Source organism: Bradyrhizobium jicamae (assembly GCF_018130215.1).
GTDB lineage: Bacteria > Pseudomonadota > Alphaproteobacteria > Rhizobiales > Xanthobacteraceae > Bradyrhizobium > Bradyrhizobium jicamae_A.
In genome coordinates, this window is record NZ_JAFCKQ010000038.1 from 57,022 (window position 1) to 78,352 (window position 21,331).

Sequence of the window (21,331 nt, forward strand, 5' to 3'; positions counted from 1 at the left end):
CCCTTCCGTTGACAGTTCCCGCCGGGCACGCGAAATCGTCAATGATTTGATATAGCTTCGCCGCATGACTGCAACAAATTCTCCCGTCTCAATTCGCCACGCCGCCCGCATCGTGCCGGCCGGCCTGCTACCGGTGCTGACGCTCGTTGCCGCGTCCCTGTGGACCAGCCCGGCGGCCGCCGATTTCCGGCTGTGCAACAACACCTCGAGCCGGGTCGGAATCGCGCTCGGCTACAAGGATGCCGAGGGCTGGACCACCGAAGGCTGGTGGAACGTGTCGTCGCGGAGCTGTGAAACGCTGCTGCGCGGCAATCTGGTCGCGCGCTATTATTACATCTACGCCCTCGACTATGACCGTGGCGGCGAATGGTCCGGCCAGGCCTTCATGTGCTCGCGGGACAAGGAATTCACCATCAAGGGCACCGATAATTGCCTGGCGCGGGGTTTTGACCGCACCGGCTTCTTCGAGGTCGATACCGGCGAGCAGCGTGCATGGACCGTCCAACTGACCGAAGCCAACGAACAACAGCCGCAGAAACTGCCGGGAATGCCGGGCGGAGTCGGCCCGGGAAGTCCGGGAACGATGCCGGGCCTGTCAAACCCGCCGCCGGGCGCAGCGCCACCGGGCGCGTCTGGTCTGCCACCAGCCGCACCCGGAAACAAACAATGAGACGCCTGCGCCGCATCAAGATCCTCGCAACGCTCGGCCCCGCCTCTTCAGACAGTGCGATGATCCGCAAGCTGTTCGAGGCCGGTGCCGACGTGTTCCGCATCAACATGAGCCACACCCCGCACGACAAGATGCGGGAGCTGGTCAAGACCATCCGCAGCGTCGAATCGAGCTATGGACGGCCGATCGGCATCCTGGTCGATCTGCAGGGGCCGAAGCTGCGCCTCGGCGCTTTCGAGAATGGCTCGACCCAGCTCAACAACGGCCAGACCTTCATCCTCGATTCCGACAAGACCCCGGGCGACAACAGCCGCGTGCAGCTTCCGCACCCGGAGATCCTTGCCGCGCTCCGGCCCGGCCACGCGCTGCTGCTCGACGACGGCAAGGTGCGGCTGATCGCCGAGGAGACCTCGCCCGAGCGCGCGGTGACGCGCGTCGTGATCGGCGGCAAGATGTCGGACCGCAAGGGCGTCAGCCTGCCCGACACCGACCTGCCGGTCTCGGCGATGACGCCGAAGGACCGGGCCGATCTGGAGGCCGCGCTGCCGACCGGAATCGACTGGGTCGCGCTGTCCTTCGTGCAGCGGGCCGAGGACGTGATCGAAGCCAAGAAGATGATCCGCGGCCGCGCCGCTGTCATGGCCAAGATCGAGAAACCGCAGGCGATCGACCGCCTCGCAGACATCATCGACGCCTCCGACGCGCTGATGGTGGCGCGCGGCGATCTCGGCGTCGAGTTGCCGCTGGAGCGGGTGCCCAGCCTGCAGAAGCAGATGACCCGGATGGCGCGCCGCGCCGGCAAGCCGGTCGTGGTCGCGACGCAGATGCTGGAGTCGATGATCCAGGCACCGGTGCCGACGCGCGCCGAGGTCTCCGACGTCGCCACCGCGGTCTACGAAGGCGCCGATGCCATCATGCTGTCGGCGGAATCCGCCGCCGGAAAATTCCCGGTGGAGGCGGTCTCGACCATGAACCGCATCGGGGAGGAAGTGGAGCGCGACCCGAATTACCGCGGCGTGATCAACGCGCAGCGCGTCGACCCCGAACCGACGGTGGGCGATGCCATCGCCGATGCGGCGCGACAGATCGCCGAGACGCTCGATCTCTCCGCGATCATCTGCTGGACCTCGTCGGGCTCGACCGCGATCCGCGTGGCGCGCGAGCGGCCCAAGGTGCCGGTGGTCGCGATCACGCCGAATCTCGTCACCGGCCGCAAGCTTTCGGCGGTGTGGGGCGTGCATTGCGTGGTCGCCGAGGATGCCCAGAATCTCGACGACATGGTCAGCCGCGCCGGCTCGATCGCCTTCCGCGACGGTTTTGCAAAGGCCGGCCAGCGCGTCATCATCGTCGCCGGCGTGCCGCTGCGCGCGCCGGGCACCACCAACATGCTGCGCATCGCGTCAGTGGGGCCGAACGGCGACGCCGAGGCGATGTGACCGTGTCCCATCGTTCCGGGTTTACCCGGCCCGGAAGTGGAAGTCGGATCAGCCCTGCAATGTCGCCTCGAGCGTGATCTTGGTATTGAGCAGTTTCGACACCGGGCACCCCGCCTTGGCCTTGCCGGCGAGCTCCTGAAAGGTCGCGTTGTCGGCGCCCGGGATCTTTGCGCTCAGCGCCAGATGGACCGAGGTGATGGCGAAGCCGTCGCCGACCTTTTCCAGCGTCACATCAGCCTTGGTCTCCATGTGCTCGGCCGTGAGCTTGGCTTCACCGAGGATCAGCGACAGCGCCATCGTGAAGCAGGCGGCATGCGCCGCGCCGATCAATTCTTCGGGGTTCGAGCCCGGCTTGCCCTCGAAGCGGCTGGCGAAGCCATAGGGGTAGTCGGCCAGCGCGCCGCTCTTGGTCGAGATCGCGCCTTTGCCGTCCTTGATACCGCCCTGCCATTTGGCCGAGCCATGGGTCGTCGTCATGCCTTGCTCCCTGAGGTTGGTTGAACCCAGCCCTCAGGCTTACAACGCCAATACGACAGAAGTGTTCAGGCCCCGACCAACGCCTTTGCCGGCGTCGTCGCCTGCACGACAAGGCCGCGGGCGCGCGCATCCATCACGCCGACGGCGCGCAACCCGAGCAGCGTCACGGTCTGCACCGCATCGCGCAGCCTTGCCGGATCGTCCAGATTGGACGGCGCCAGCGGACCGACCAGCGCCTCATGCAGCGCACCGAGCAGAGCCGTGGCCGCCAGCGCCGTATCCTGGGCCGGCAAATGGCCGGCACGCACCGCGTTGTCGATCCGGGCGGCAATCTCGCCGGAGATATCGCGGCGGCTGGCGAGACGCGAGGCGGTGACGTCGACGTCGACGGGCTCCGCGAGGATGCCCCAGGCGAGTTTGCGCTGCGACAGCACATGGACGGCAATCGTCGTCACGGCCGCGGCCAGCGCCGACGATGGTCCGGGCGCAGCGTCCGCCGCACGGCGGATCGCTGTGAGTTCGTCGCGCGAGACTTCGGCGATCAGCTCCGAGATCAGCTCGGCCTTGGAAGGGAAATAGCGGTAGACGGTTCCCGCCGCGACGTTGGCGCGGACCGCGACGGGCGCGATCTGCACCGCCGCCATGCCGCCGTCGGCCGCCGCGTCCCGTGCCGCCGACAGGATCGCGCTGCGCCGGGCGGCCAGCCGTTTCACAACCTGATGCGTTCGCCGATACACCATGGCGTTACCGTCCCCCGCCGCACGCCCCGGCCGGCGCCCACCGGCAGAACGCACGCGTCTTCAATATTTTGGGCGATTGATCCCGCAATCGCCTGAAGAAGTGAACAACTATTCAGACCGAAACACAAGGTGCAATTGTAAGGATTTTGCGACAGCCGGATGGCACGGGCGTGCATGCCAGCCTCGGCTGCGGCAAAGACACGCTGCGCCGTTATCTCCATGTTAAAGGAGCTCGGGGAATCTACCGCTCTCACATCCGGGTGCGGTCATGGCTGAATCGGACATCCGCCTTGCCTGGCGGCTCTTCAATCTGAACTGGGTTCCGATCGCCGCAATGAGCGGCGTGTTGCTGCTCGCCGTTCTGTTCGGAGGCTTCTCGCTCGAACCGGTCGCGTTCGGCGTGATGAGCGGCATGGCCGGCGAATTCGCGCTGATGGTCTATCTGTATGTCTGGGCGCGCGGATCCGCCGCCGATCCGAAGCTGATGTTCTCACTCGGCGCGATCGCGCAGTTGCTGCTGATCATCGTGATCATGGGGCCGCTGACGTATGTGGCGCTCACGCTCAACGCGCCGCTGCAGGATCACACCTTCCTCGCGATCGATCGCGCCATCGGCCTCGATCCGTTGCTGCTCATCAACTTCGTGAACGATCATGCCTGGCTGATGACGACGCTCACGACGGGCTACGGCTTCATCAAGTGGTTTCTGCTGGCTGTACCGATCATCCTCGCCGTCACGCAGCGGCTGGTGCGGCTGCAGATGTTCGTTGCCGCCTTCAGCTTTGCGCTTGCGATCACACTGGTGATTTCGGCGCTCGTTCCGGCGATCGGAACTTTCTACGGGCTGAACATTTCGCCGGCCGACTTCCCGTCGCTCAACACCCAGGTCTATGCGGCACAGCTGCGTGACATTCTGGCGGTGCGCTCCGGCGTGCTGCGCCATCTCGAACTGTTCAAGCTCGCGGGCGTCGTGTCGTTCCCGAGCTTCCATGCCGCGTCCGCCGTGCTCTATTTGTGGGCGCTGTGGCCGGTGCGCGGCATCGGCAAGGTGGCCGCGGCGATCAACATCCTGATGATCGCATCAACCCCCGTCGTCGGTGCCCACTACGTCATCGATGTGTTCGGCGGGGTGCTGCTCGCAGTAACCTGCATCGCGGCGGCGAAGTACGTCGCGGCCTTCGTCAGCAGCAGGACAGCGACCGCCGAGGTCGGCTTCGTTCCAGCCCGGCCGATCGAAGCGGACGCGCGCTGAACGCCGGGAGCGATGGTGATCGCTGCGAGCGACGGTGATCCGCCCTATGGTAAATCGCGATCTAACAAGATCGCCTCCATTTGAGATACTCCGGCGGCCTGGCGGCGGCTCCTGCCGTTCGGATGCGACAAATTGCGTGGCCGACGCCAGAGTTATTTCCGTTGTTTTGACGCGTTTTCTTCACGCGAGACGATATCCATTCGGCTCGAAAACGCCCTGAATTCGCACCTGATCGAGGATGCATGCGGCCGCAGCCTGGCGTCGCGAAATTTACCCGAATTTATACGAACCTGTGGTCCTGTTCGGCGAACGTCGGATGTGGCGTTGTCTCTGGTCATCTCGGGTCAATCCAGGAAAGCCGATGTCGATCTCCATCACCAGCAGCGTGACGAACCGCAGCATGGCGCGAGGACTGGTGCCGCTCTGCGCAGGCGCCGGGGTCTATCTGTTCTTCCTGTCCGCGGGCGAAATCCTGCTGCGCGATTCCGACTCGATGTGGCAGATCCGGATCGGCCAATGGATCCTCGCGAACGGTACCGTGCCCTACACGGACATGTTCTCGTTCACCAAATACGGCGAGCCCTGGATCTCGAGCTCATGGCTGTCGCAGGTGCTCTACGCGATCACTTACGGAGCTCCGGGAGATTGGGCAGGACCGGTGATCCTGTCCTCGATCGCCATCGGCGCGACGATCTCGATCTTCCTGTATCTGCTGAACCCGTATTTCCATCCCGCGCGCGCCATCCTGATCGCGGCGCTGGCGCTGCTGCAATCTGCGTCGCACTTCTTCGCGCGACCTCACGTGCTGGCGCTGCCTTTCCTGCTTGCCTTCATCGGCGGGCTGATGGCGGCCGCCGATCGCCGCACCCATCCATCCTGGTTCCTGCTGCCGCTGATGACGCTGTGGGCCAATCTCCACGGCGGCTTCGTGCTCGGTCTGGCCCTGATCGGCCCGATCGGGCTGGAAGCGATCTGGAGCGCGGAGCCGAACCGCCGCGTTCAGCTTGCCGTGCGCTGGGCCCTGTTCGGCCTGGCGGCCCTGGCGGCGAGCTGTGTGACGCCCTATGGCTGGAATACCCCGCTCGGCGCGATCAAGATCCTGAGCCTCGGCAAGCTGCTGTCGCTGATCTGGGAATGGATGCCCGTCGACTTCGGCAAGTTCACTTTCTTCGAAGCCACGCTGCTGACCCTGATCGGCGTTGCCTTCTACCGCAAGCTGACGCTCTCGGTGCCGCGGATCCTGCTGCTGGTCGGCCTGATCTGGATGGCGCTGTCGCATGTCCGCAATATCGAGATATTCGCGTTCCTGGCGCCGCTGGTTCTGGCCAAGCCGATCGCGGAGCAATGGGGAACGGCACCCGGTGGCGCGTCCGCCATCGAGGAGATCCGGTCGGCCCCCTTCGTCACGATCATTGCCGCGATAGCGATCGTGATCGGTGGATGGGCCTCGACCAGCATCTTCGTGGCGCATCATCCATTCCTGTTCAATCCGGCTCAATTGCCCGTCGCTGCGGTCGACCTGCTCCAGCAGCGCAAGGCGCAACGCATCTTCAGCACCGCGCCGTTCGGCGGCTACATGGTCACCCGTGACATGAAGGTGTTCATCGATGGACGCGCCGAGCTCTATGGCGAGCAATTCGTGCTGGACTATTTCAACGCCACCGAGGCGCGCAATCTGGGTGAGCTGTTGGCCCTGCTCGACAAGTACCAGATCGACGCCACGCTGCTGAACCCGACCTCGCCGGCAGCCTATGCCCTCGATCACGTCAAGGGCTGGAAGCGGCTCTACAGCGACGACGTCGCCGTGATCCACGTCCGGTCGGGCGAGACCAGGACGAGCGCACTTCCGGCGGCGGCAGGCGCAAACCAGAGCAGTCTCGGTTCTGATTGAATCAGGACCGAAGCTCCAGACTCTCGCTTTGACGCGTTTGCTTCACGCGAACCGGTGTCCGCTTCGCTCGAAAACGGCCTAATTGCCTGTCTGCAACTCGCCAAAGCGGTCCCAGCTCTTGCCGTTGAACCGCATGAACTGCATCTGGTCGACCGGCACGTGGTCGGTCGGCGAGGTGTTGACCTTGATGCCCGGCAGCAGCATCGGCAGTTCAAGATTCCTGATCGAATAGGCCTGCTTCAGGATGTTGTCGGTCGACAGATCGTCGCCGCACGCCTTCAGCACCGCTTCCAGCGCCATCGCGCTGTTGTAGGCGTTGACGTAGTTGGTGTCGTGCTGATCGGCTTCCGGCACGTATTTGGTCATGAACTCGCGCCAGCCTTTCATGCCCGGATCGTCCTTCCAGGCCGGATCATCGGGGTCCTTGACGTAGGCCGTGGAGATGATGCCGGTGCCGGCCTCGACGCCGGCCGGCTGCATCACGGTGGAAATCCAAACCGCCGTGTTGGAGAGGAAGGTCATGGGCCGCCAGCCGATCTCATACGATTTCCGGATCGCCTGCGCGGCGAATTTCGGCGTCGCGGCGATCACGAAGACGTCGGCGCCTGACGCCTTCAGCTTGACGATCTGCGAGTCGATGGTCGGGTCGGTGATCTCGTAGGTCGCAACGGTCACGAGCTGGTCGTATTTCTCGCCGAGCACGTCCTTCAGGCCGGCGAGATAGTCGCGGCCGTAATCGTCGTTCTGCGATATCACGGCAAACCGTGCGTTCGGGTTCTTCGCCAGGGCGTGGCGCGCATAGAGCCGTGCTTCGTAGCGGAACGGCGCCTGCACCCCCATCGTCGCCTGCGGGAATTGCGCGATGTCGGAGAATTTCGAGGCGCCGGAGGCGAGGAAGAGCTGCGGTATATTCTTGCTCTGCAGGTATTTTGCGATCGCCGTGTTGTGCGCGGTGCCGATCGAGGAGAAGATCAGCGCGACCTCGTCGCTCTCGACGAGGCGGCGCGTCTGCTCCACGGTCTTCGGCGGCGCATAGGAATCGTCGAGTGAGATCAGGTTGATCTTGCGCCCGTTTATGCCGCCGCGTTCGTTGAGCATCCTGAAATAGCCGACCTCGCCCTTGCCCAGCGCGCCGAATGCCGAGACCGGCCCGCTATACGGCATGGTCTGGCCGATCCTGATTTCGCCTGCGGTGATGCCGCGCATCTCGGCGGCGACGGAAGTGGCTGATGGCAGCAGGACTGAAACGGCGACGACTGCGCCAAATGCCTTGCGCATCGGCTTCCCCTCCCCCTGATTTTATTGCCGGGCTTCTCGGGGCCCGGCCGTGCCGGAAGGATGCCACGGTGCCCTGATCGACGCCAATCTTAATCGCGGACGAGAAGGCGCGGTCTATTTCGCCGCGTTGCCCCTGTCCCTCGCGGGGATCACGAATTTCAGCCCCGACCAGATCTCGTCGACGGCACAGACCTTGATGTCGACGAGGCCGCTCGCAAGCGCGATCTTGCGCAACGCCGTATCCGTGAGATCGGTGGCAACGCCCGAGCTCTTCTTCGGCCACGACACCCAGATCATGCCGTCGGGCGCGATCGCCGGGCGGTAGCTACGCAGCCTGGCGCCGAGGCCCCGGGCCTCGATCGCAAACAGATGCACGGCGTCGAGCGGTGCCTTCGCGGCCTTCACGAGCCGCACACCGTCAGGCAATTCGCCGACGATATCGCTGTAGGCGACGGACAGTCCATCCACGAAAATGCAAAAGCCCGGCCTGAGGCCGAGCTTCTGCACAATCGACTTGCCGGACTTGCCGGACATGGCGCGCGAGACTTACGCCTGCGGCTGCGGTTCCATGCCGGTGTCCGGATCGGGACGTGGCCGCGGTTTGCCGGCGGGCGGCACGGCGGAAGCGCGCGGCGTCGACGGCTCCAGCACCGACTCGCGATTGGGCTTCTTGCCCTTCAGGAGATCGGTGATCTCGTCGCCGGTCAGGGTCTCGAACTCGAGCAGACCCTTGGCCAGGGTTTCAAGATCATCGTGCTTCTCGGTGAGGATGCGGGTCGCTTCCTTGTAGCCTTCCTCGACCAGGCGCTTGATCTCGGAGTCGATCTTCTGGACGGTCGCCTCCGACGCGTTCTGCGTGCGCGAGACCGACATGCCCAGGAATACCTCGTCCTGGTTCTCGCCATAGGAGACGGTGCCGAGTTCCTCGGACAGGCCCCAGCGCGTCACCATCATGCGCGCCAGACGCGTCGCCTGCTCGATATCGGAGGCGGCGCCCGAGGTCACCTTGTCGCGGCCGAAGATCAGCTCCTCCGCGACACGGCCGCCCATCATGATGGCGAGGCGCGAGGTCATCTGCTCCAGCGACATCGAGAGCTTGTCCCGCTCCGGCAGCTGCATCACCATGCCCAGCGCACGGCCGCGCGGGATGATGGTCGCCTTGTGGATCGGATCGGTCGCGACGACGTTGAGGCCGACGATGGCGTGTCCGCCCTCGTGGTAAGCCGTGAGCAGCTTCTCCTCCTCGGTCATGACGAGCGACTTGCGCTCGGCGCCCATCATCACCTTGTCCTTGGCCTCCTCGAACTCGGCCTGCGTCACCATCCGCTTGTTGCGGCGGGCGGCGGTCAGCGCGGCCTCGTTGACGAGGTTCATCAGGTCGGCGCCCGAGAAGCCGGGCGTGCCTCGCGCGATGGTCTTGAGGTTGATGTCCGGCGCCAGCGGCACCTTGCGGACGTGAACCTTGAGGATCTGCTCGCGTCCGACGACGTCCGGATTCGGCACCACCACCTGGCGGTCGAAGCGACCGGGACGCAGCAGGGCCGGATCGAGCACGTCGGGACGATTGGTCGCCGCGATCAGGATCACCCCTTCATTGGCCTCGAAGCCGTCCATCTCGACCAGCAACTGGTTCAGCGTCTGCTCGCGTTCGTCGTTGCCGCCGCCGAGACCGGCGCCGCGATGACGGCCGACCGCATCGATTTCGTCGATGAAGATGATGCAGGGCGCGTTCTTCTTGGCCTGCTCGAACATGTCTCGCACGCGCGAGGCACCGACGCCCACGAACATCTCGACGAAGTCAGAACCGGAGATGGTGAAGAACGGCACGTTGGCTTCGCCCGCGACCGCGCGCGCAATCAGCGTCTTGCCGGTGCCGGGAGGACCGACCAGCAGCACGCCGCGCGGAATGCGGCCGCCGAGCCTCTGGAATTTGCCGGGGTCGCGCAGGAATTCGACGATCTCCTGCAAATCCTGCTTGGCCTCGTCGACGCCGGCGACGTCCTCGAAAGTCACGCGGCCATGCGCCTCCGTCAGCATCTTGGCGCGCGACTTGCCAAAGCCCATCGCCTTGCCGGCGCCGCCCTGCATCTGCCGCGACAGGAAGATCCACACGCCGATCAGCGCGATGAAGGGCAGCCAGGACACCAGCAGCGAGACGAACCACGGCACGTTGTCGCCCGGCGGCTTCGCGGTGATCGAAACCTTGGCATCATACAGACGCTTCACGAGGTTCGGGTCGCTCGGCGAATAGGTCTGGAAGCTCGAGCCATTGGTGAAGGTGCCGTGAATCTCCGGCCCCTGAATCACGACGTCACGGACGTGGCCCTGGTCGACCTCGGTCAGAAGCTGCGAGAACGAGATGTCCTGCGAGGAGGTGCGCTGGCCAGGATTCTGGAAAAGCGTGAACAACGCCAGCAACAGCAAAACGATGATGACCCAGAGGGCGAAATTCCGCAGATTGGCGTTCATGGTCTTCCTTCGGTGGTCGCGCGGACCGCGGCCTCTCTTATCCTTTGGGCAGGCTCTGTGGGAATCCCCAGGGAATCCATCCAGTCTATCGCGTATCTAATCTAGGTGCCGCCGGGGTCGATGCCAAGGGAACTGCACATGACTATTTACCGCATCCTAGCGCGATTCCGGGTCAAATAATGGCGCTAAACCCGGTGTTTTTCGGGGTAGTTAAGCGTCTCTGCGGGATTATCACAGCGATTGAGCCAGTCGATAGAAGCTCATCTGGTGCGCGTACGGCGCGGCGGCGCCGGCTCGACCCGGATCCGGCCGCCGGCGACGCTGATGACGGCCCCGGCAAGGGTCTGTTTGAGCTTGCCTTCGCGTTCCCCGACGATGCGATCGAGCGCCGCAAGCAGGCTTTCGACCTTGCCGAGCTCGGCGCGCCCTTCGTGTCCGGTCCGGTCGATCGCACGTTTCAAGAGACGAAGGCGGATTTCCTCCGGCATCGCCGCAAACACGACGGCATCGAAGCCTGGACGAGAGGTACCTCGATCTCTCAACGCAAGATAGCGCTCGGCGGCATCGGCGAGCACTTCCACGGCGGCGTTGGCCCGGGCGAGCCGGGCGGCAAGCCGCGACAGGTTCCTCGCATCGCCGCCCTCCTCCGCCAGAACGGGCATCAGCGCGCGCAGCCGCGGGCGCGTGAAGGCCGGGTCGCGATTGGTCGGATCATCAGCGAATTCGATGCGCGCCTTCTTCAGCGTCGCGACCAGCTGCGCCTTGGAGACATCAAGCAAGGGCCGCGCCAGCCGGATACCCTCACGCTCGGTCTCGCGCGCCATCGCCGATAGCCCGGCAATGCCGCTGCCGCGCAGCATCCGCATCAGCAGCGTCTCGGCCTGATCGTCGCGGGTATGCGCCGTGAGAATGTGCGTGGCGCCGTCCTTGCGCGCGGCTTGCGCCAGCAGGCGATAACGCGCCTCGCGGGCGGCTGCGGGCAATCCGGTCTTCGGCTTGGGGCCGGTCCAGCGCAGCGTGCGATGCGGCAGATCGAGACTTCGCGCCAACCGCTTGACATCGCGCGCCTCGCGGGCCGCCTCGGCGCGCAGGCCATGATCGACAGTGACCGGAATCAAGCGCGGCCCGCGCGCCAGCGCCCGGCGCCAGCGTGCGGCAAGCCACATCAGCGCGACGGAATCCGGACCGCCAGATACGGCCAGCACGATCGCGGGCGCGGTGACAAGGCCCGCGAACAGGTATTTGGCGTCCCGCGCCGAGATGGCGGATTGGTCGTCGGACATTGCAAAACCGCGGTTCGCGGCAAGGCCGGAAGCGGCCTTGTCGCCACCGGTTTAGCACTTCACGCGTTTCTGCTCGCGGTCAACCGCAGCCTTGACGCTGCCCGATGCGCGCGGATATTTCCGCGTCACCTCGCCGAACGCGGCGCAGGCGGCTTCCTTCTCCTTCAGCGCCGCCAGCGACTGGCCGAGCCGCAGCAGGGCGTCGGGTGCCTTGGCGGATTTGTCGAACTTGGTGGTCACTCCGAGGAAGGTTTCTGCAGCGTCGCGATATTGCTGGCGCTGGAAATAGCTTTCGCCGAGCCAGTATTGCGAATCCGCAACCAGCGGATCCGAGGGATATTTCGCGGCGAAGTTCTTCATCGTCTCCTCGGCCAGCGCATAGTCCTTGCGCTGCATGTAGCCGATGCCGAGATCGAATTCATCTTTCGGCGTCGCCGACGGCGGCAATGTGGTGAGGGCCGCGCTGGCGCCGGGTGCGCGCTGCGGCACACCGCCGGCATCGCGCGGGCCGGTGTTGCCGAGATCGAGCGGCTCGCCCGGGGCACGGCCACCGGGCGCGCCGACCGCGGCGTTGTTGGAAATCGGCAATTCGCCACCACCGAGGGCGCGCGGCGCGCCCGGGGCATTCGGGTTCTGGCTCGGATCGAACGCGTCACCGCGGCTGCGGCGGCCGGGAACGGCAGCAGCCCCCGGCTCCTGCACGATTGGAGCGGGCGAGGCGATCTGCGGCTGCTGGTCATAGCCACCCTGCCGCCCCTGCTGCGGCTGGCCATATCCAGGCTGCGCATAGCCGCCCTGGGCCTGCGGATACGCCTGAGGCTGTTGCGCCGGCGGCACCGCTGCGACGTTCGGCTGCACGGCCGGTTGTCCAGGCGGTCCAGCCGGCTGACCACCGAGCTGGCGCAGCCGCTCCTCGAGCTGGCGGTTGCGGTACTGCAACTCCTCGTTCTGCCCGGTCAATTGCCGCAGCTGGTTCTCCAGCCGCTGGATCCGCACCTCAGGATCCTCGTCGTCGGACTGGGCAAAGGCGGGGACGGAAACGACCAACATCGCCGCGATCGCCGCGGCGGAGGAAAGACGATGGAGCCTGGATGACATTTTGCCCTGACGACGAGATCGACGTGAAAAGCTGGTCACATTGAGGGACGGAGTACGCCGGAATTGTGACTGGCATTCCGATTCCGGCGCAGCGTCGCGGGCTATGGTTTAGTCTCGGCGGCGGAACAAGCAAGCGGCCTGTTCGGGTCCGCTCGTTCATCATGCTGACAACGCACCGAGCCAAACAAAACCGGCGCCCGATGGGCGCCGGCTGGCAATTCCGGGCAATGACTGATCGTCAGGAACTCGCGTTCAGCACCGTGACGGCACGGCGATTCTGCGACCAGCAGGAGATGTCGTTGCAGACCGCCACCGGGCGCTCCTTGCCGTAGGAGATGGTGCGCATGCGGCTCGGATCGATGCCGCGCGAGGTCAGATAGGCGCGAACCGATTGCGCGCGGCGGGCACCGAGCGCGATGTTGTATTCGCGGGTGCCGCGTTCGTCGGCATGTCCCTCGATGGTGAAGGAGTAGCGGTTATAGGTCTGCAGCCACTGCGCCTGCTTGTCGAGGGTCGCGGTCGCCTGCGGGCTCAGATCGGTCTGGTCGCTCTCGAAAAACACGCGGTCGCCGACATTGACCACGAAATCCTGCTGGCTGCCCGGGGTCGCCGCGTTCGCATTCGCATCCATACCAAGCGGATTCTTGTTGGCGCAGGCGCCCATCGACAGCGCCACTGCCAGCACCGCCGCCAGCTTCATACCCTGGAGGATACGCATCTGATGTTTCATTCCGGAGCCTCCACGCTCACGCTCTTCGTACTGTCATACGGTCTACAGGGCGATGGTTAAGCGAACGTTCCGTCAACCTTGACGGGACCTTGCTGGACCCCGTCAAATGCCGGCTAACTCCGAAAAGCGCCCCCGATGGTTAATGGGTGGCAAATGTGGCGCGATGGTGAAGAAAGGCAAGCTTCGCCAGGAACCGAGCCGCTTTTCCAGGCTATTTCAGCCTGCAACGGCCCGAATCACCCCGAATGCGATCGGCAGGATACGGCGACCTCGCGTTCAGGGATTCGGCACGATCGAGGCGCGCTCGAATTGCTGGACAAGACCGTCGGTCAGGGAGCGGCCTTCGCGCTCGAACAGCATCCGCCGCTCGAACGCGCTCGAGCGCAGGAACGGATAGCGGGCAAGCACCCTCTCCCGTACCGACGGCAGATGCGCCGCCATCAGCCCGACCGGCTTGACGAGCCCGGCATATATGCGCGGCTCCGACCAGACCTCGTGCAGAAACACCCGGCGGTAGAACGCCATGTGCTCGGGGCGGACCGGCGCCAGGCCGTAATCGGCATTGAAGTGCACGCCCGCGGTCGAGCCGAGGCGAACCGTGACGTAGGGCAGTTCCGGGTAGTTCCGAGCCTTCTCGGGATCCGCGACAAAGCGCGTCGAATCGATGAAGACCAGTCCCTGATCGAGCTTGGGATGAAGCACGTCGCCAAACACCTCGACCGTAGGCGCGGAGCGATAGTCGGGCGTCACCACGGTGATTCGAATCGAGCTGCAGAGTTCACCCTGCATGTAGACGCCAAAGACCCAGGCATTCGGTGCGTCGTCAAAATGATCGACCACCCGCTCATCCGCCGACGGCCGGATCGCGCCTTCGCGCAAATAGGCACGGTAGCGAAGCCGGTAGATCTCGTCCTTCTGCTCCGGGGTTTGCGCCAGGCGGTAGTCGACTTTGTCCAGCGGATCCGCAAGCCTCCCCATCGCGGGCTTGATCACTTCAGCCGCGGACCTCATTGGCTACTCCTTGAACTTCAACAACTTCTGCGCGCGTCAAAAAAGATTAACAGCTTCTTAACTTTCGTCAAAGCAATCGAGGCAATAGGGTTAACCTGTGACCGCTCGAGTGCATTCCTCTCCGTGCGGTCATACCTGCCTGCAACTATGGATTGAGAATGTTCCGCCCGCTCACGCGATCGATCGCGAGGGAACTACGTGCAGCTGCTCGTCGGTCCGACGGCCATGCGAGGCGTTCAGCAACTGCCGGATGCGCACGGAGGGAACCGGCCGGCTGAACAGATAGCCCTGAGCCTCGGTCACGGCGCCGTCGGCGCTGATCAGCTCGAGCTGCTCGTTGGTCTCGATGCCCTCGACCACGACCGACATGCCGAGATCGGCCGAAAGCCGCGCCACGCCGCGCAGCAGCGTCAGCGGACGGTCGCTGTCGATGCCTTCGAGGAACGAGCGGTCGATCTTGACTTTCTGCAACGGGAAGTTGTGCAGATAGCTGAGGGACGAATATCCCGTGCCGAAATCATCGAGCGAGATCCGCACGCCCAGTGTTCGCAACTGCGACAGGACGTCATGGGTGAGCTGGGTATTGTGCAGCAGCGAGGACTCGGTGATCTCGATCTCGAGCCGGTGCGCCGGCAGGCCTGAGACCTCGAGCGCATAGCGCACTTCGCTCAGCACGTCGCGCTGGTGGAATTGCTGCGGCGAGAAGTTGACCGCGACGCTGACCGCCTCCGGCCACTTCATGCATTCCATGCATGCCTTGCGCAGGATCCAGCGGCCGAGATCGACGATCAGGCCCATGTCCTCGGCGACCGGGATGATGTCGACCGGCGAGACCGTGCCGCGCACCGGGTGGTTCCAGCGCAGCAGCGCCTCGCAGGTCGTGACCTTGCCGGACCTGAGGTTGATCAGCGGCTGGTAGTACAGCTCGAATTCCTCGTTGGCGAGCGCCTTGCGCAGGTCGAGTTCGAGGATGCGGCGGGCCTCGACGGTCTGCGCCATCTCGTCGCGGAAGAAGCAGAAGGTGCCGCGGCCGTCGGCCTTGGCACGATAGAGCGCCATGTCGGCGTTCTTGAGCAGGGTGTCGGCGCTGACGCCAGGCGCCGTCATCGCGATGCCGACGCTGGCGCCGATCTCGACCAGATGGTTGTCGATCTTGTAGCGCTCGCTCAGACGGTCGACGATGCGGCGGGCAAGCCCGGCGGCGTCCTCGTGCGAGTGGATGTTCTGCTGGAACACGACGAACTCGTCGCCGCCGAACCGGGCGACGAAATCCTCCGGCCGCAGCATCTCGCGCAGCCGCTCGGCGACCGCGCACAACAGCTGGTCGCCGCAGGGATGGCCGAGCGTATCGTTGACCTGCTTGAACTGGTCGAGGTCCACGAACAGCAGCGCCGAACGTTGCTCGCTGCCGTACCGGGTCGCGAGCAGGCGGCCGATCTCGTCGCGGAAATTGACGCGATTGGGCAGTTGGGTCAGCTCGTCATAGCGCGCGAGGTGGCTGATCCTGGCTTCGGCGTCCCTGCGCTCGGTGATGTCCTCGACCAGCACGACGGTGCCGCCGCCGCTCATCGGCTGGAAGGTCCAGGACAGCGAGCGATTCCTGCTCGCGTCAGGATCGTTGGTGATGATGTCGCCGGCCTGCGAGTTCTCGATCTCGGACAGGATCTGCCTGGAGGTCGCGGCCGAGATCGCGCCGGACAGCACGCAGGCATTGCAGATGTCGGACGCGCTCGCGCCGCTCTGCACGAAATCCTCCGACAGCTCCATCATGTCGATGAAGCGGTGGTTCATCACCGCCAGGTGCCCGTCCGCGGTGAACATGCACAGGCCGTGCGGCATGTTGTTCAATGCCGTGTCGAACTGGCCGGCCAGCGCCGCTTCGCGCTCCTTCGCGATCCAGGCGTTGACATAGATGCGCTGGAGGCTCGAGGTGAGATGCCGGATGGCACCGAAGAATACGAAGCTGAGCAGCGCCAGCGCGATGTAAAAGGCACCGCCGACATACATCAGCGTCGCGATCAGGGGACCGATCGACAGCAGCACCTGCAGACGGAATATCTGCGGCCGCCCGAAGGTTCGCCCCACCCCGGCCGATGTGTAGGCGACCACGGTCGTCACGCACAACATATGGGCCGCCGGATCGCTGGTCCTGAGCAGGACCGCGGCGCCCCAGATGCCGAGCGCGATGCCATAGGCGATGGCGCCGATCCGATAGCGCTTTTCCCAGATCCCCGCCTCCTCGACGGTGAGGCGGGAATTGCGCTGCTTGTAGCGGTACATCTGCAGCGCGCGCGCCAGCCCCACGACGATGAAGAGCGGCACGCACAGCCAGCAGAACAGGTCGCGGGTCACGGCAGCGATCACCGCGCCGGCGATCGCAGGCCCGAACGCACCGAAGATCATCGGCGCCGGATTCATGAAAAGGGATTCGACCAGCGCCGCGGAGATCGTCGGCGACATCGGCTGGTCCGGTTCTCCCGTCTGGCTTGCAAACTGCATTGTCGGGGCGCGCGTCCTATTCAGCTCGCACTTCTACCGGTTGCAGATGAAGTCTTTCTGAGGGAACATCGTTAGCCAATCGTTGCCACACGTGTTACAACTCGGAAATATGCCTTATATATCAGCAACCTAGGCAAGATTTGCCGATTGGCTCCCGAGTTCCGCCTGCGCGCCCGGCCCCCGTCACGACAACAGCGGCGACCACGCGGGGTCGGAGGCAAATCCTGGCGTCGGAACCTTCAGCTCGTTGCGGCCGGAGACGTCGATGGTGAACAGCGACGGCCCGGCGTTGCCGCCGGGATCGCGGAAGAACATCACCACGCGCCCGTTCGGCGCAAAGGTCGGGCCCTCATTGTGGAAACCCGAGGTCAGGATGCGCTCGCCCGAGCCGTCGGTCTTCATGATGCCGATCGCGAACTGGCCGCCGCCCTGCTTGGTGAAGGCGATGTAGTCGCCGCGCGGCGACCACACCGGCGTCGAATAGGTACCGTCGCCGAACGAGATGCGCTGCGCCGGGCCACCGGTCGCCGCCATCACGTAGATCTGCGGCTTGCCGCCGCGATCGGATTCGAAGCACAACTGCGAGCCGTCGGGCGCGTAGGACGGCGAGGTGTCGATCGCCGGCGTGTCGGTCAAACGCGTCAGCGATTTCGAACGCAGATCCATCACGAACAGGTTGGAGTTGCCGCCCTGCTGCAGGCTCATGATGATGCGCTGGCCGTCGGGCGAGAAGCGCGGCGAGAAAGACATGCCCGGGAAATTGCCGACGATCTCGCGCTGTCCGGTCTCGATGTTGAGCAGATAGACGCGAGGGTCGCCCTGCCCGAACTCCATATAGGTGATCTCCTGGGTCGACGGCGAGAACCGCGGCGTCAGCACCAGGTCCGCCCCGCGGGTCAGATAGCGCACATTGGCCCCGTCCTGGTCCATCAGCGCCAGCCGCTTGACGCGGCGCTCTGCCGAGCCGCTCTCGTCGACGAACACGACGCGGGTGTCGAAATAGCCCTTCTCGCCGGTCATCCGCTCGTAGATCTGATCGGAGATGATGTGCGCGATCCGCCGCCAATACTCGGCCGAGGTGTCATACGCATTGCCGGCGAGCTGCTGGCCGGTGTTGACGTCATACAGGCGGAACTCGGCCTTGACCCGCCCGTTGGCCTGGCGCGTCATGCGCCCCATCACCAGCGCCTGCGCGTTGATGCTCTTCCAGTTGTTCAGATTCGGCGGCGCGTCGATGTTGATCGACTTCTCGATATAGGCGGCCTGGTCGATCGGCGCGAACAATCCGCTGCGCTTCAGATTGTTGGTGATCACCTGGGTGACGCCGACGCCGACCTCGGTATCGCCGGGCGTGCCCGCGGCAAAGTTCGGGATCGCGATTGGCACCGGCGCGAAGTCACCCTCGGGAATGACGATCTTCTTCGGCCCCTGCGCAAGAGCGCCGCGGCTTCCCGCTAGCACACCGAGCGCAGCGATTCCGGTCAGCATCTGTCGGCGATCGAGCCGGAACGTCATGGCAGGCAAATCATTCTTGTCGGTCATTTTCGGTAGACTTTGTTGCTATTGGCCAAGCGACGCTGCTGTCCTCAGGTCTTTCGCTCTGTGAACACCGGCGCAAAATACTTCCATTCCTCGAAGAAGGCTGCCGGCAGCTTGTACGGCTGACATTCGATGATCGCCCGCAGCGCGCTCTCCTGATAGACGCGCAGATAAGGCGTCGACGGCGTGCCTTCCGGCACCGGCATGCCCTCGAGCGTGCCGTCGCGCTTCAGCTTGACGTCGAATACGGCCTCGGTCTGCTGCGCCTCGATGCCGCCATAGGGCTTCTTCCAGCAGCGCTCGACCTGCTGCTTGAACATGGCGCCCCAGGTCGCGGAATTGTCGGCGGCCTTGCCCTTCGAGGTGCCGAGCGCCGCGGTGGAGTTCAGCGTATCGCCGGTGATCGACGCGCGCGTCGGATCGCGCTTGTCGAGCAGAGCGGCGATCTTGCTCTGATCGAACACCCGCTCCTTCGGCTTCTGCTCCGGCGGCGGCTTGGCGGCCTGCTGTACCGGCTTCGGCGGCGGCTTCTTCTCTTCCTTCTTGATCGCTTCGGCGATCGGGTCGGGCTTCACCGGATCGGGCTTCTTCTCGTCCGGCTTCGGCTCTTCCTTCGGCTTGTTCTCGACCTTCTTCGGCGGATCCGGCTTCTTCTCCTCCGGCTTCTCCTCCACCTTCGGGGTCGGCGGCGGCGCGGTGTCGGTCACCACCGGCGGCTTCTTGTCGTCGATCTTGCCGACCGCGTCGTCGACTGGCTTGGCTTCGGCGACCTTCTCGACCAGAGGCTTCGGATTGTTCTTCTTGCCGTCTTTCTGGCCGGACATGACATGGGAGAGCTGATCATCGGAGATCACGTCGACCGCGACCGAGTCCTCTTCCGGCATCACGAAGGCCTTGGTCGAAAACGTCACGAGGCCCCACCCGATCACGAGGACGTGCAGGGCAATCGACGCCGCCAGTGTCTTGTCGACCTTGACCTTCAATTCAGGCTTCCCCGTGCCGCTTGTCGCACATGGTGTTACGATCCGCCTTCCGGGATGATGACGATATTCGCCTTGTATCCGGCGGTGCGGACCTCCCCGAGCAGTTTCATCATGTCAGTGTAACAGACGTCCTTGTCCCCACGCAGATACACCACGCTTTCGGCGTCCGAACGGGTCTCCCGGATTGCCTTGATCTTGGGCAGCAGGTCCGCAGGCGCGATCGGCGCATCGGCGAGATAAAGCTCGACATTCGAGTTGCAGCCACCGCCGGTGCGCTTGACCGATATCGTCAGGGGCGGCTGGTTCGACGAGATCGACTTGCCGCCGCTGGCGACCGGCAGGTCGATGTCGATGCTCGAGGTCATCAAGGGCGCTGCCACCATGAAGATGATCAAAAGCACCAGCATCACGTCGACCATCGGCGTGACGTTGATCTCGGCCATAACAGGCTTGCGCCCGCGGCGGCGCCTGCCGCCACCGCCGGACCCTGCCATGCTCATCGCCATGATCGTGCGCTCGCAAAGGTGACCATCGACCCTCTCAGCCCCGCTCGTCGATCTGACGCGACAGGATGGCGGAGAACTCGTCGGCGAACCCCTCCAGGCGCTGGGCCTGCCGGTTCACCTCGGAGGTGAACTTATTGTAGAAAATTGTCGCCGGAATTGCGGCGATCAGGCCGATCGCGGTGGCAAACAGGGCCTCCGCGATACCCGGGGCGACCACCGCCAGGGAGGTGTTTTTCGAGGCCGCGATCGACTGGAAGCTCGACATGATGCCCCAGACGGTGCCGAACAGGCCGACGAACGGGCCGGCGGAGCCGACGGTCGCCAGCACCAGCAGCCGCCGCTCCAGCCGTTCCACCTCGCGGGCGATCGAGACGTTCATCACCTTCTCGATCCGGGCCTGGAGGCCGGCAAACGAGCGCGACTGGCTCTCGAAGGAGCGCTTCCACTCCCGCATCGCAGCAACGAAACAGGCGGCCATCGACTGGGTCGGCTTGGCGGACAGCGCCCGGTAGAGCTCTTCGATCGACTGGCCGGACCAGAATGCCTGCTCGAACCGGTCCATCGCGCGCTTGGTGCGGGCATAGAGCAGCACCTTGTCGATCGCGATGGCCCAGACCCAGACCGAGCAGGACAGAAGTCCCAGCATGACGCATTTGACGACCCAATGGGCCTGCAAAAACAACGCGATCAGCGACACATCGCTCGATGCCACGGGCAGAGCTGACTGAGCCACGTCGGCGGGGTTCATCGGCAATATCCTCTCAACGCAAGTGTCCCAAGCAGGCGATGCCAAATCGGCACCGGTTCCACAGCCACGCGTCCGGCGCGGCAAAATCTGCGCGAGAGCCTTTTACATCTGTCGCATGGGGGGCCCGTCCAAAGCCGGGTTCCTGCTTCCCCTGCCAACATGTCAAAACGAGGGCTTTCCGCGCGACATTCCGACCCTAACCAAACGCTAATCATGGTTAAGGCGAGGTTACCAAAGGGAGATTCCGTGGCGGGAAATGCCGCCGGATGAGCCCGTTGGCGGGGGCCCGGCCGGTTTTCGGGCAGACCCGGGAACGGCCGGGTTAGCGCCGCCCCACCGGCATCGTCCTGGCGAAGGCCAGGACCCGTAACCATCGCATTTGGTGCCGAACAGGACCGCGGCCCCAGCGTCGCGCAACAATCGACATGTGGGATAATGGGTCCTGGTCTTCGCCGGAACGACAGCGAATTTGTTGAGCGGCCGGGAAATCATGCGCTCGCGTTCTCGCGACCGCTCTTGCCCGAGTTTTGCGTCTCGTTTCGCCGCTCTGTGAGCAGAGGGCGCAGGGAAAGCCGGGTGCCGATCGCACCCATGGGTCCCGTGCAACAAAAAGCACGGGGGTAGGACCACAGGTGTAACCGGAGCAACCCGGCTTTCCCTGCGCGATGGGTTACGGCTTATACGTGCTCTCCCCGGCGAGACTGGGCTTTATTGTCACCGC

The 21,331-nt window shown here is 64.6% G+C and carries 18 protein-coding genes; 4 read left to right on the top strand and 14 right to left on the bottom strand.

All coding sequences use genetic code 11. The annotated features are described in order from the left end of the window. Positions 1–64 precede the first annotated feature (64 nt). Both JQ586_RS30005 and pyk read left to right on the top strand, forming a co-directional pair. A complete protein-coding gene (locus JQ586_RS30005; protein WP_249148341.1) occupies positions 65–670 on the top strand; it encodes a DUF1036 domain-containing protein in 606 nt (201 codons plus the stop codon). Next, positions 667–2,106, top strand: coding sequence for a pyruvate kinase (gene pyk / locus JQ586_RS30010; RefSeq protein WP_212398243.1), 1,440 nt, complete (start codon positions 667–669; stop codon positions 2,104–2,106). The genes JQ586_RS30005 and pyk overlap by 4 nt, the downstream gene beginning before the upstream one ends. Before the next feature lie 48 nt (positions 2,107–2,154). Here the strand turns inward: pyk and JQ586_RS30015 are convergent, their stop codons facing one another. Next, positions 2,155–2,583: an OsmC family protein gene (locus tag JQ586_RS30015; RefSeq protein WP_212398244.1), complete on the bottom strand. Its 429-nt coding sequence runs from the start codon at positions 2,581–2,583 to the stop codon at positions 2,155–2,157. Positions 2,584–2,648: 65 nt separating this feature from the next. Beyond that, positions 2,649–3,323: a TetR/AcrR family transcriptional regulator gene (locus JQ586_RS30020; protein WP_212398245.1), complete on the bottom strand. Its 675-nt coding sequence runs from the start codon at positions 3,321–3,323 to the stop codon at positions 2,649–2,651. A gap of 268 nt (positions 3,324–3,591) precedes the next feature. Between JQ586_RS30020 and JQ586_RS30025 the strand changes: the two genes are divergently transcribed. Both JQ586_RS30025 and JQ586_RS30030 read left to right on the top strand, forming a co-directional pair. Then, the gene (locus tag JQ586_RS30025; protein WP_249148342.1) at positions 3,592–4,575 is read left to right on the top strand and encodes a phosphatase PAP2 family protein; all 984 of its coding nucleotides are present in this window, start codon (positions 3,592–3,594) and stop codon (positions 4,573–4,575) included. A gap of 361 nt (positions 4,576–4,936) precedes the next feature. Next, positions 4,937–6,466, top strand: a complete 1,530-nt coding sequence (locus tag JQ586_RS30030) for a hypothetical protein (RefSeq protein ID WP_212398246.1) — start codon at positions 4,937–4,939, stop codon at positions 6,464–6,466. Positions 6,467–6,544: 78 nt separating this feature from the next. Here the strand turns inward: JQ586_RS30030 and JQ586_RS30035 are convergent, their stop codons facing one another. The 12 genes from JQ586_RS30035 to tolQ form a co-directional block, all read right to left on the bottom strand. Continuing rightward, positions 6,545–7,744: an ABC transporter substrate-binding protein gene (locus JQ586_RS30035; protein WP_212398247.1), complete on the bottom strand. Its 1,200-nt coding sequence runs from the start codon at positions 7,742–7,744 to the stop codon at positions 6,545–6,547. Between the two features lie 114 nt (positions 7,745–7,858). Further along, positions 7,859–8,278, bottom strand: a complete 420-nt coding sequence (locus JQ586_RS30040; RefSeq protein WP_212398248.1) for a DUF3052 domain-containing protein — start codon at positions 8,276–8,278, stop codon at positions 7,859–7,861. Between the two features lie 12 nt (positions 8,279–8,290). Then, positions 8,291–10,213, bottom strand: a complete 1,923-nt coding sequence (gene ftsH / locus JQ586_RS30045) for an ATP-dependent zinc metalloprotease FtsH (protein ID WP_212398249.1) — start codon at positions 10,211–10,213, stop codon at positions 8,291–8,293. Positions 10,214–10,473: 260 nt separating this feature from the next. Then, positions 10,474–11,496, bottom strand: coding sequence for a tRNA lysidine(34) synthetase TilS (tilS, locus tag JQ586_RS30050; RefSeq protein WP_212398250.1), 1,023 nt, complete (start codon positions 11,494–11,496; stop codon positions 10,474–10,476). A gap of 51 nt (positions 11,497–11,547) precedes the next feature. After that, a complete protein-coding gene (gene ybgF, locus JQ586_RS30055; RefSeq protein ID WP_212398251.1) occupies positions 11,548–12,594 on the bottom strand; it encodes a tol-pal system protein YbgF in 1,047 nt (348 codons plus the stop codon). A gap of 238 nt (positions 12,595–12,832) precedes the next feature. Continuing rightward, a complete protein-coding gene (gene pal, locus JQ586_RS30060; protein WP_212398252.1) occupies positions 12,833–13,324 on the bottom strand; it encodes a peptidoglycan-associated lipoprotein Pal in 492 nt (163 codons plus the stop codon). Positions 13,325–13,600: 276 nt separating this feature from the next. Then, positions 13,601–14,335 carry an N-acyl amino acid synthase FeeM domain-containing protein gene (locus tag JQ586_RS30065; protein WP_212398253.1) on the bottom strand — a complete coding sequence of 245 codons (735 nt, stop codon included), beginning with the start codon at positions 14,333–14,335 and terminating at the stop codon, positions 13,601–13,603. A gap of 171 nt (positions 14,336–14,506) precedes the next feature. Further along, positions 14,507–16,834 carry a bifunctional diguanylate cyclase/phosphodiesterase gene (locus JQ586_RS30070; protein WP_212398254.1) on the bottom strand — a complete coding sequence of 776 codons (2,328 nt, stop codon included), beginning with the start codon at positions 16,832–16,834 and terminating at the stop codon, positions 14,507–14,509. Between the two features lie 183 nt (positions 16,835–17,017). Further along, positions 17,018–18,376 (bottom strand): Tol-Pal system beta propeller repeat protein TolB, encoded by a 1,359-nt coding sequence (tolB, locus tag JQ586_RS30075; protein WP_409411029.1) that lies wholly within the window; start codon positions 18,374–18,376, stop codon positions 17,018–17,020. Between the two features lie 44 nt (positions 18,377–18,420). Next, positions 18,421–19,356, bottom strand: a complete 936-nt coding sequence (locus tag JQ586_RS30080; protein ID WP_212398255.1) for a protein TolA — start codon at positions 19,354–19,356, stop codon at positions 18,421–18,423. A gap of 35 nt (positions 19,357–19,391) precedes the next feature. Beyond that, positions 19,392–19,862, bottom strand: a complete 471-nt coding sequence (locus JQ586_RS30085; protein WP_212398256.1) for a biopolymer transporter ExbD — start codon at positions 19,860–19,862, stop codon at positions 19,392–19,394. A gap of 34 nt (positions 19,863–19,896) precedes the next feature. Next, the gene (gene tolQ, locus JQ586_RS30090) at positions 19,897–20,610 is read right to left on the bottom strand and encodes a protein TolQ (protein ID WP_212398257.1); all 714 of its coding nucleotides are present in this window, start codon (positions 20,608–20,610) and stop codon (positions 19,897–19,899) included. Between the last annotated feature and the right edge of the window lie 721 nt (positions 20,611–21,331).